This window comes from Bacillus sp. AFS001701, from assembly GCF_002559405.1.
GTDB lineage: Bacteria > Bacillota > Bacilli > Bacillales > Bacillaceae_G > Gottfriedia.
In genome coordinates this window covers 1-10,635 of sequence record NZ_NTZO01000039.1, presented here as the reverse complement: position 1 = coordinate 10,635, position 10,635 = coordinate 1, and the positions used below count along the sequence as shown (strand labels likewise).

At 36.4% G+C, this 10,635-nt stretch carries 9 protein-coding genes; all 9 read right to left on the bottom strand.

Annotation, left to right across the window (positions count from 1 at the left end):
• Positions 1-128 precede the first annotated feature (128 nt).
• The 9 genes from CN514_RS03930 to CN514_RS03890 all read right to left on the bottom strand — a co-directional run bounded on the left by CN514_RS03930 (position 129) and on the right by CN514_RS03890 (position 10,296).
• Positions 129-1,304 carry a M20 family metallopeptidase gene (locus CN514_RS03930; RefSeq protein ID WP_098231477.1) on the bottom strand — a complete coding sequence of 392 codons (1,176 nt, stop codon included), beginning with the start codon at positions 1,302-1,304 and terminating at the stop codon, positions 129-131.
• A gap of 14 nt (positions 1,305-1,318) precedes the next feature.
• Complete coding sequence (locus CN514_RS03925; protein WP_098231476.1) at positions 1,319-2,548, bottom strand: Zn-dependent hydrolase; 1,230 nt, start codon at positions 2,546-2,548, stop codon at positions 1,319-1,321.
• Positions 2,549-2,691: 143 nt separating this feature from the next.
• Positions 2,692-3,996 (bottom strand): transcriptional regulator, encoded by a 1,305-nt coding sequence (locus tag CN514_RS03920; RefSeq protein ID WP_098231475.1) that lies wholly within the window; start codon positions 3,994-3,996, stop codon positions 2,692-2,694.
• Positions 3,997-4,007: 11 nt separating this feature from the next.
• Positions 4,008-4,841 (bottom strand): DMT family transporter, encoded by an 834-nt coding sequence (locus CN514_RS03915; RefSeq protein ID WP_098231474.1) that lies wholly within the window; start codon positions 4,839-4,841, stop codon positions 4,008-4,010.
• A 27-nt stretch (positions 4,842-4,868) separates the two neighbouring features.
• Positions 4,869-6,170, bottom strand: a complete 1,302-nt coding sequence (locus CN514_RS03910) for an amidohydrolase (protein WP_098231473.1) — start codon at positions 6,168-6,170, stop codon at positions 4,869-4,871.
• A 315-nt stretch (positions 6,171-6,485) separates the two neighbouring features.
• The gene (locus CN514_RS03905) at positions 6,486-7,640 is read right to left on the bottom strand and encodes an ABC transporter permease (RefSeq protein ID WP_435817611.1); all 1,155 of its coding nucleotides are present in this window, start codon (positions 7,638-7,640) and stop codon (positions 6,486-6,488) included.
• Positions 7,615-8,334 carry an ABC transporter ATP-binding protein gene (locus CN514_RS03900; protein WP_098231471.1) on the bottom strand — a complete coding sequence of 240 codons (720 nt, stop codon included), beginning with the start codon at positions 8,332-8,334 and terminating at the stop codon, positions 7,615-7,617. Before CN514_RS03900 ends, CN514_RS03905 begins: the two co-directional genes overlap by 26 nt.
• Positions 8,334-9,590, bottom strand: a complete 1,257-nt coding sequence (locus CN514_RS03895) for an efflux RND transporter periplasmic adaptor subunit (RefSeq protein WP_098231470.1) — start codon at positions 9,588-9,590, stop codon at positions 8,334-8,336. The genes CN514_RS03900 and CN514_RS03895 overlap by 1 nt, the downstream gene beginning before the upstream one ends.
• 436 nt (positions 9,591-10,026) lie before the next feature.
• Positions 10,027-10,296, bottom strand: coding sequence for a hypothetical protein (locus tag CN514_RS03890; RefSeq protein WP_286141562.1), 270 nt, complete (start codon positions 10,294-10,296; stop codon positions 10,027-10,029).
• Positions 10,297-10,635: the final 339 nt, after the last annotated feature.

Here is a 10,635-nt window from a genome sequence, read left to right as displayed (position 1 = left end):
AATGATAGATTTTCAAAAATTGTTCCCCACTTTCAATTTAAAATTTATATTAGTTTTAATATTCAGAAAATAAAAGTTTAGATTAAGTAGATCCTTGTAAAATAAGGGTCTACTTAACCATAAGTCTATTAACCTAAAAGCTTAAAAGTAGCATGAACAAATAAGTTTACACCAATTTCCAAAGCGTCCTCGTCTATTGTAAAACGTGCATGATGATGTGGATAAGTAATATCTTTTTCTTCGTTTCCAGCTCCCACATAGAAGAAAGTACCTGGTGCCTTTTGTTGGTAAGCAGAGAAATCTTCACCACCCATGTTTGGTTTCATAAGGTCGAGAGTCTTTTCATCAAACACTTCTAGAATAGTTTCTTCAATTGCCTTCGTAATCTGCTCATCGTTGATAACCGGGCGATATCCAAACTCATAATCAAATTTGTATTGTGCCCCATGAGCCTCAGTTATTCCTTTTATAATTCGTTCCATAAGGTCAGGAACCGATTTCCTAAGGTCGGCGTTAAAACTACGGACGGTTCCACAGATTTCAACTGAACCAGGGATTACATTATGAGTTGTACCCCCAATAAACTTGGTAACAGAAACTACTAGATTATCAAGCGGATCAGTATTTCTAGAAACGATATGTTGAAGATTCGTTACAACTTGGGATGCTACAGCAATCGAATCGATCGTGTCATGAGGAAGTGCTGCATGTCCACCCTTACCCTCAACAGTAATATAGAAAGTATCTGGAGCAGCCATCATCGGTCCATAAACTACACCTACTGTACCTAGTTTCATAGGAGCCCAAAGATGAGCACCAATTACCATATCAACTCCATCCATTACTCCTGCTTGTACCATTTCCTCTGCACCACCAGGATACAACTCTTCAGCATGTTGAAACAAAAAGCGAACTTCACCTTTGATTTTGTCTTTTAAACTAGTAAGTATTTTTGCTGTGCCTAGAAGCATTGCTGTATGACCATCGTGCCCACAAGCATGCATCACACCTGGATTTGTAGAGGCAAATTCAAAAGTGTTTTCTTCTTCAATTGGTAAAGCATCCATATCTGCACGAATTGCTAGCACTTTACCGGGCTGAGAACCAATCAGACGAGCCATAACACTCGTCTTTGTTGGACGAGATATCTCTAAATTCCCGAAAGTTTGAAGTGTATCGTACACATATTGAGCTGTTTTTTCTTCGTGAAAAGATAACTCCGGATACTGATGGAAATGTCTTCTCCACTTTATTACTTCTTCTTTTGTTTGCGCTACTAAACTATTTAATGATATTGTTTGCATTATTGTATTCCCCTCTATTCATTATTAGATAACTGAAGTACAGTATGATAAAGTACATTTGCACCATCTGCACAATCTTCCTTTGAACTCCATTCAGCTGGATTATGGCTTATTCCATCTTTTGAACGGATAAAAAGCATCCCTATTGGACAGAGATTTGTAAGTTGCATACAATCGTGCCCAGCTCCACTTGGGAGATAAAATGGTTCCACACCAATCGTTTCACAAGCTAATTTTGCTAAATCTTGAATTTCATTAGAGCATAATGTAGGTGCAATACGTTGCAAATCTTCAATTTTTAATCCTACACCACGCTGTTCACATAAAATCTTTGCCCCTTCTAATATTCGATTCTCAACCTCATCACGAATTACTTCATTTACATCGCGTAGATCCAAGGTAAACTCAACCTTACCAGGAATTATATTGATTCCTCCAGGGAACAGCTGCAATTGACCAACTGTTCCAACTGTTGAACCTGTCTTTAAAGATTCCTTTTCAATTAGCTGAATAATCTGGGAGGCAGCAACTAAGGCATCGTTACGGTCGTTCATTGGAGTTGCTCCGGCATGTCCTGCTTTACCTTCAATTATGAATTTAAGCCATAACGGGCCAGAGATTCCTGTAACAATACCTACTGATAAATTATCGTTCTCAAGCACCTTACCTTGTTCAATATGTAATTCTACATAGGCTTTTACTGATCCAATACTTCTGACTGACTGATCAATTAATAAAGGATCATAACCTCCTTGGCACATTGCCTCCGCTACAGTAATCCCTTGTTGATCCTTATTTTGAAGTTCCTCCAAGGTGAGAGTTCCAGCAATTCCTCGGCTCCCAATCATTCCGAAGCTAAATCTTGCTCCTTCCTCATCTGTAAAGACTATAACTTCAATTGGATGCACCGTTGTGATTCCCTGCTCATTCATCGTCTGGAGTATTTCAATCCCAGAGAGAACGCCAAGTGGACCGTCAAAATTTCCGCCGTTGTAGACAGAATCAATGTGTGAGCCTACCAGTACAACCGGTGCGTTTTGATTAATTCCTTCTTTATGTCCAATGAGATTTCCAACGGTGTCTTCGTAAACTTTTAATCCTGCTTCATTCATATAGGATGAAAGCAGTTCTTTAGCTTTTCTCTCATTTTCAGTAAAAGATAAACGAGTAATTCCCCCAGACTCTTGTTTTCCAATGGACCCTAATTCCATAAGGCGGTTCCACAATCTATCCTGATTAATCATTTGTCCTCCTATTATAAAATTTGTATTTTAGGTCTATTTATGGCTATGACCATAACTATATCACTAAATATTTATTTTGTTAAGTAAAAATATTCAGAATATTATATTTAAAATAATAAAACGATAAGCTTATCTACTTATCGTCACAGGGATATTTTATAAATGTTTCTTGGCCTTCCACGTGAATAAGGCGTTTCCTCTCCAATAACCTGAGCAATTCCTTGTTCCTCTAATTCTTTTAAAATTCTACGCGCGCTTCTTGGCATGATTTGCATATATTGTGCTAGCTCGTGAGCTCCAATTTCGCTCTTTCCTAGTTTTTTAAGAATAGATTCCAGCTTACTAAGTGTAGAAATACTTAGAGAAGTTTGTTCACTTATTTTCTGCAGTTCTTTTGAAACATAGGAATAGGTAATTTGTTCCTCTCTTCCCAATGGACCTACGATCGTTCGATTATCGAGAGCAACCATCCAACTTCCTTTTCCATACTCTCTAGCATGAAATAAAGCTCTTCCGGCATGAATTTCTGCTTCGTAAGCCGTTTTACCGATTCCAATTCCACAAGTAATGACTTCTTTCTTTAATTCTTCAAGATCCTCCAAATTTGGAATAATAGAAAATTCATTCGTTATATCCTGTAATAGTCCTCGGGTTGTAAAAATGACATATCTACCCGGACCAGCAGATTTGAGTGATCCTTGAACTTTATTCGCGTAAACAAGAAGTTTCTCTGCCATTTTAATTTCTATTTTGTAAATCTCATCAGTTGAAAAAGTATCCTTCGCCAAACCAAAATAAGAGTCAATCTCAATCATTTGAACTGCAATTTGACTTTCTTTAAAATGTAACATCTCATAAGTTCGAAGTGCTAAATTTAGTACAGACTCAATAGCTGACTTTGCAGGAAGTACACGATAAACGGGGACACCCATTTTCTCAAGTTCGATATGTGCCGATCGAAGACATGTAACCGCTGCTTTCGTTTTCCCACTTTTCCATAACTCATAGTGGTATCCTGCAAGTACCTTTGCATCAACTTCTTCTCCTTCATAATATTTCAAAAATAAATGATTGGCTTTAATCTCTGCTTCATCTAAAATACTGTTGAGTTCATCATAATGGAAGTTATCAAAGCTAATTTGCTCCATTGCAATCTGGTTATGATAAAATATTTGTAACAAAGTTTTATAGAGACTCGGTCCAGTGTGGGGCGTAAAAAACATGGGTCTTGTAATTCCACCCCAGCTTTTTGCTATTGCATAAGGGACCTTGCCTGAAAAGAGCCAAATATCAAAATCATTTGCAACGGGACTTAAAAGATCAGGTATTTCCTCTTCTCGCCAATAGATGATAGGGGTACATTCAAATTCAGGGTATTCCTTTATTACAGATTGAATAACGTCAATCGAATCATCAGATCCTAGTAAACCTAAACGGATTTTTTTCATCGTTTCCTCCACTACTCTAAAATAAATAAAATGCCTAAAATGGTAATGCAGCAGGCAATCAACTTAGCTGCTGTAATTTTTTCTTTATAATAAATTCTTGCTAAAAACAATGCAAATATTGGTGAAGTATAGGCTAAAGCTACAACTAGCGTCCCATTGGCAATTTTTAAGGCTGCAAACAATGCAATCCATTGTGTAATCGCAAGCACTCCACGAATCGAAAGGTGCATATTCAGTTTAGGATACCAAATTTTCGGACGATGGATTAAATAGATTATTAGGGCAATCCCACTCGCTCTGAAAAAATAAAGTGTAGGGGCGTTTATCCATTGATGAACGAGCAATTGTTGTGTAGGAACCATGCTAAGTCCAGCAGAAACTGCAGCTGCAACTCCTAATAAATTCCCTGGTTTTTTTATTTCTACTAATGGAGATAACATGTTTTTACCTCTTACGTTCAGAAAATATACACCAAGCACAATAAGCAAGACCGGAATTAAAATATGTATATCGAATCCGTGCAATATGCTATTTGGAATAAACGTGAATAATGGAGTCAACGCAGTATACACTGCAAGTTGAGATACTTCTATTCGTCCTAGTGCTAAGAAAAATGATACATTAGACAATGCATCTAAAATAATCACAATGATTAATAAACCTATTGTAGCTGGAGTAACAGAAAAGGAATAATACCAAGGCATTACGCAGCCTAACAAAATGGTGACCACTAGAAAAGATGTTACAATAAAGCTATTATTATCCTTCATTTGCATTGTTATTTTTTTTGCATACAACGCATTTACTGCATTCAAAAAAGAACTGATTAATGCAAGAAAAAACATATTCCTTTCTCCTCTCTCTCTAGTTCATTATCCGGCTAAATGTACAAGTAAGTTTCCATAAACTTCAACTGCATACGCAATTGTTTTTTCGTTAAAGTCGAATGCACAATTATGATGACCCGCTGCCAATTCAGTTCCAAATAATAGGTAAGTAGCCATTCCACCATTCTTTTGAACCTCTTTCATCATATATGTTACATCTTCTGATGCAAGAAAAGGCTGAGAAATAATAATCTCACTAGATTGTTTAACATTTGAACCTATATCGTATACGAGATTTGCAAGGTCAGCGTCACATTCTGCGATAATCGACCGTCCGACTACTTCAGTATATTCCTTGATTCCATACATCTGAGCAACAGATTGTATGATACGCAGTGACTCATTCTTCATATATTGATCAACCTCATTGGTCGTTCCTCTAGTTTCAAATTTTAGCTTAGCATGTGCTGGAATAATGTTTCGACCTTCTCCACCTTGAATAACTCCAACATTTATTCTTGAATCCCCTAATCCATGCCGTGAGATTGCATACAATTGTAATGTAATGGTAGATGCCGCAAGTAATGCATTTCTACCTTCATGTGGTGCTATTGCAGCATGGGCCTGCACACCTTCCAGTTCTAAATCAAACTTGGTTGACGCGAAAAAGTCGGTTACGCTACAGACAAGTTGGTTCTGTTTTGTTGCGGTTACACCAATATGACCACTAAAGAAATAATTAACATCTTCTAAGACCCCCGAATCAACCATCGCTCTCGCACCACGTGCACCTTCTTCAGCAGGTTGAAATATGAGTTTAATTTTTCCTGAAAGATTCTCTTTCATATTTGAAATCAATTCTGCCATTCCTAACCCAATTGCAATATGGCCATCGTGTCCACAAGCATGCATATAGCCTTCTACCTTCGAATGAAAACCTTGATTCCATGGAACATGATTTGATCCTTTATCTTCAGCTATTTCCAATGCATCGATATCAAATCGGAAGGCAAGTGTTGGACCAATCCGCCCTGTATCCCAAATGCCTACTACACCAGTTAACCCGTCTTCCATTTTTTCAATCCAATACGAATTTGCCCCAAACGACAATGCCCGCTCTTTTGCTTCTTGTATCGTTTTTTCATCCGGGATACCCATTCTTGACTCAGGTACAATTATTTCCCTTCCTACTTTCACTTCAAATCCCAATTCTGATAAGAAATCTGCAATGAGAGATGAGGTTCGGAATTCCGTCCATCCTATCTCAGGAAAACAGTGGATATCACGCCTAATATTGATTAAACTTCCTTTCATATTGTCAACCAATTTTGAGATTAATTCTTCCATGTCGTTTACCTCCTTATTAATTGAGTTGTATTTAAACTTTTTCCAATCGGGACCGATCCACTATATTCACAGGAGATCATAAAACTCACCTTTCACTTTTTCATTATTTACGGTTGAATTCAGGTTACGACCATAATTATAGACTATTCTGATATTTTTGAATAGAAACCTAAAATACTATTTTATTAGATAATTAACTTAATAAGGTTTCATACTTTTGAAGGTAATCGATCGTAGAGAACTATTTCTTTTTTTACACACAAAAAAAAGGTGCCCCTTAAAAGTTTTACTTTTGGGACAACCTCTATATTCGTACTATTCATATCGAAGAGCTTGAATTGGATCAAGTTTAGACGCTTTATTTGCTGGAAAAACACCAAATACGATTCCAACTAATAAAGAGAATACAAATGATAACAGCATAACAGGTATAGAATATGCAATTGCTGTTCCTGTCGTTATAGTGAATATTTTCGCACTTATAACGCCTATTACAACGCCTATTATTCCTCCAAGTGAACTTAATACCATTGATTCAATGAGGAATTGAAGAAGAATACTTCCACGCTTTGCTCCAATTGCTTTTCGTATACCAATTTCTTTTGTACGTTCTGAAACCGATACAAGCATAATATTCATTATTCCGATACCACCAACAATAAGTGAGATCGCAGCACTTCCGCCTAGCATTAATGTCATCGTTTTATTAACAGATGAAGCAGTTTCCATTAAATCCTCTGGACTCGAAACGCTATAGCTATCTTCATCTCCAATTATCGTGAACATCTTTTGTTCGATTCTACGTAATGTAAAATTAATCATATTTGCATTTTCTACTTTTACATAGACAGATCCAATTGAAGTAGTAGATGCTAAGCGCTGAGCTGTGCTAAGCGGAACTAAAATCGTACTGTCTCCACTTGAACCTAATGAACTACCAACTGATTGAAGTACCCCAACGACTCTAAATGATGTTCCATTGACTTTAACGTATTGACCAACTGGATTTCCAAAACCGAATAATGTTCGTGCTGTGCTTGAGCCAAGTACTGCTATTTTCGAGTGATTATCATTATCTAAGTCTGCGATGAACCGCCCTGATTGCAGCTCCAAATCACGAACTTTTAAATAAGGTGAAGTTGTTCCTGTCACTGATACTTGTGCGTTCGTTTGTCCGTTTTTTACAGTTACTCTTCCAGAAACAGTCGGAGCAATTGCTTCTACACCACTAACGTCCTTAAGTTGATTGGCATCATCTTCTTTAAAAGTTACATCTGAACCAGTAACACTTACTGTTAATACATTTGTACCTAAGCTTCCTATTTGATCTTGCACTTCTTTCGTTGATCCTTGTCCAATCGCAACCATCACAATAACGGAGGATACACCGATAATAATACCTAGCATCGTTAGGAAGGCTCTTACTTTATTTCCTTTAATGCTTTTAAGCGCCATTCTCAGTGTCTGCAAACCATTCTCCTCCATTCTCGTATAACTGGCCATCGTGAATTCGTACAACACGATTTGCTTGTTTTGCTACTTCTAAATCATGTGTAATTAGAATAATCGTATGCCCTTGCTCATTTAACAAATTCATAATCTCCAAAATTTCCTTACTTGTTTTACTATCAAGAGCACCAGTCGGTTCATCTGCTAGTAAAATAGGAGGGCTTCCAGCAAGGGCACGCGCAATTGCGACACGCTGCTGCTGCCCCCCTGATAATTGTGTAGGTAAATGATTCGCTCGATCGACTAATCCTACTTTTTTTAACGCCGAAAGAGCAATTTCTCTTCGTTCAGCCGTTTTCATCCCTCTATAAATGAGAGGAAGTTCTACATTTTCTACCGCAGTTAACTTTGGTATAAGATTAAAATTTTGAAAAATAAAACCAATTTTTTCATTTCGTATAGTCGCTAATTGCGCGCTCTTCATTTGCCCTACATCTTCATTATCAATCAAATATCTCCCAGAATCTGGTCGGTCTAAGCATCCAATCATGTTCATAAATGTTGACTTCCCTGAACCTGATGGACCGATGACTGATATAAAATCACCCTTTTGGATATCAAGGGATACACTCTGAAGAGCCATTACCGTTTCTCCGCCAAGTTCATACATTTTCGTCATGTTTTTTATTTGAATAATCGGCTCAAAGTTAGTCATTATTTACCTCCTTGTCCGCCACCTGTTTGATTTCTTTCAGTAGTTCTTCCTCCGAAGTTTCCTCCACCCGAGAATCCTCCTCCTTGGAAGCCACCACCTGGGAAATTGCCACCTTGCATCATAAATCCACCTTGAGAGGAATTACCTCTAGATTGAACACTCGGTATTTCAACAGACTCTCCTTCTGTTAATCCACTTGTAATTTCTACATTTGTATCATTTGTGATACCAGTTTTTACAGTAACTTTCTTTGTAGATTCTCCAGAATCATCTGTAGATGAAGGAACTAGTACATATTTTTCATCTCCATTTTTATACACTGCTTCTACTGGAACATATAGCGCGTCTGCTTTACTCTGTATTAAAATACTTGCTTCTGTTGACATACCAATTTTCAAACCTTTTGGATTTTTAATTTTTACAGTTACATCAAATGTTGAAACGCCATTTGTCGATGTGCCTTCATTTGCTACTTTCGTTACAATCCCATCGAATGTTTCACCTTCAAAAGCACTTGCTGTTATTTTTACTGACTGTCCAACTTTTACCTTAGTGATATCTAATTCATCTACACTGATTGTTGTTTCCAAAGAACTGTAATTTGTTATATGCGCCACTGTCGCAGAGCTTTGTACAGAATCTCCACTATTAACAGCAAGACTAGTAATTGTTCCAGCAACTGGAGCCTGTAAAATACTACCATCTGTAAATTTCACTATTGTTTCACCAGCTTTTACAACTGAGCCTTCCTTCACATATACAGTATCCGCTACTAAACTACTACCCCCAGTATTTCCAGTACTAGAATTATTTGAGGAACTGCCACCATCTTCTCTTGTAATCGGTAATGTAACTCCATCTTCATCTTCCATGCGCATTAGTACTTTTCCTTGCGATGCTCCGCTACCGCTACTTACATAAACCTTTGTAATTTCTCCATCTTTTGGAGCCATAATAACATCACCATTTTTAAATGTCACAAGTGTGTCACCTTTATTGACTGATTCTCCAGATGAAACACTTACACTATCCACAACAAGAATTGTATTCGCCGCAGTAACATCTTCATCAGTATTTGCAGTTACCGAACCCGATCCAGTAACAGCTACTTCTAACTTTCCTTTTTGTGCCGTAATTGTTTGTGCTGTCGCCATCACATTTTGAGCTTGATTTGCTTGACTCTTACTATATATAAACCAACCACTTCCTCCTCCAACAGCAACAACAATAACTGAAATAATAACCCACTTTTTCAATTTACTTTTCTCCTCTCCATCATTGAGATTGATATAAATATATACCCGATTATTCTTTATTGAGATACATACGATTTCGGAATTTCACATATCCTCAGAACCTCAACTATCTTGTAACCATTTTAAGAAAATCAGGGCTTGTCTTTCGTTTAAACAGCAAACTTACTCTACTATTGATCGTTTGTATTTGAGTTTGTTTTATTTATTTTTTTACTCCTCCTAATTTCATTTGATAGGCTCATTTTGGATTGTGTACCTTAAATTTCCCTTAACAAAAATCAATGATTTTTAATGGGGAGAGGATATAAGTCGTATTGAAAGCAATTAAAACTCTTAATTTACGCACAAATAAATAACCCCCTTCTATGTTTTTGAAGGGGGTATTGAACTTATCAATATCTAGTTCATAAATTTCTACACAAAAAACAAGGAATGATTATGTGCATTCAATCCATTCCTCATCTTCCACTAATTCATAATCCAGTGAATAATAGATATCATATAAACAATCATGATAACCCCATCCGATTCCTTCAGATTTTTGAACAACTGAATATAGTCGTTCTTTAAATGAATTAAAAAAGTCTTCATTTTTATTACATTCGACCACTACTTTGTCATACATAGTTATCATACTACTGTAAAACTTACTATCAATATCGCCATACATATTAGTGTATTCTGTACCATTTTCAACATAAAACAACATTAAATCTACTGTTCTATAGTCATCAGATGATAATTTCTTAAAAACAGGTATATCATTTATAGCATTTGCTGTATTTTTAATTTCTTCTAAATATTTAAGTGCTGCTATTTATGGTTCAAATGAATTATCATGGAATACAGAAACATTTCAAGAACAACTTAGTCATATCGGTAGTACATTAAGTAATTTAAGTATTATTTCTTTACTTATAGGAATTATATATTTAGTCTTAGCTGAAATAAGAGAATAAATAAATATTTTAATAATTATTCAGATACATAAATAAAAGATAAAAAAGTCGATTTCCAAACCTGGAAGTCGGCTTTTTTATCTTCT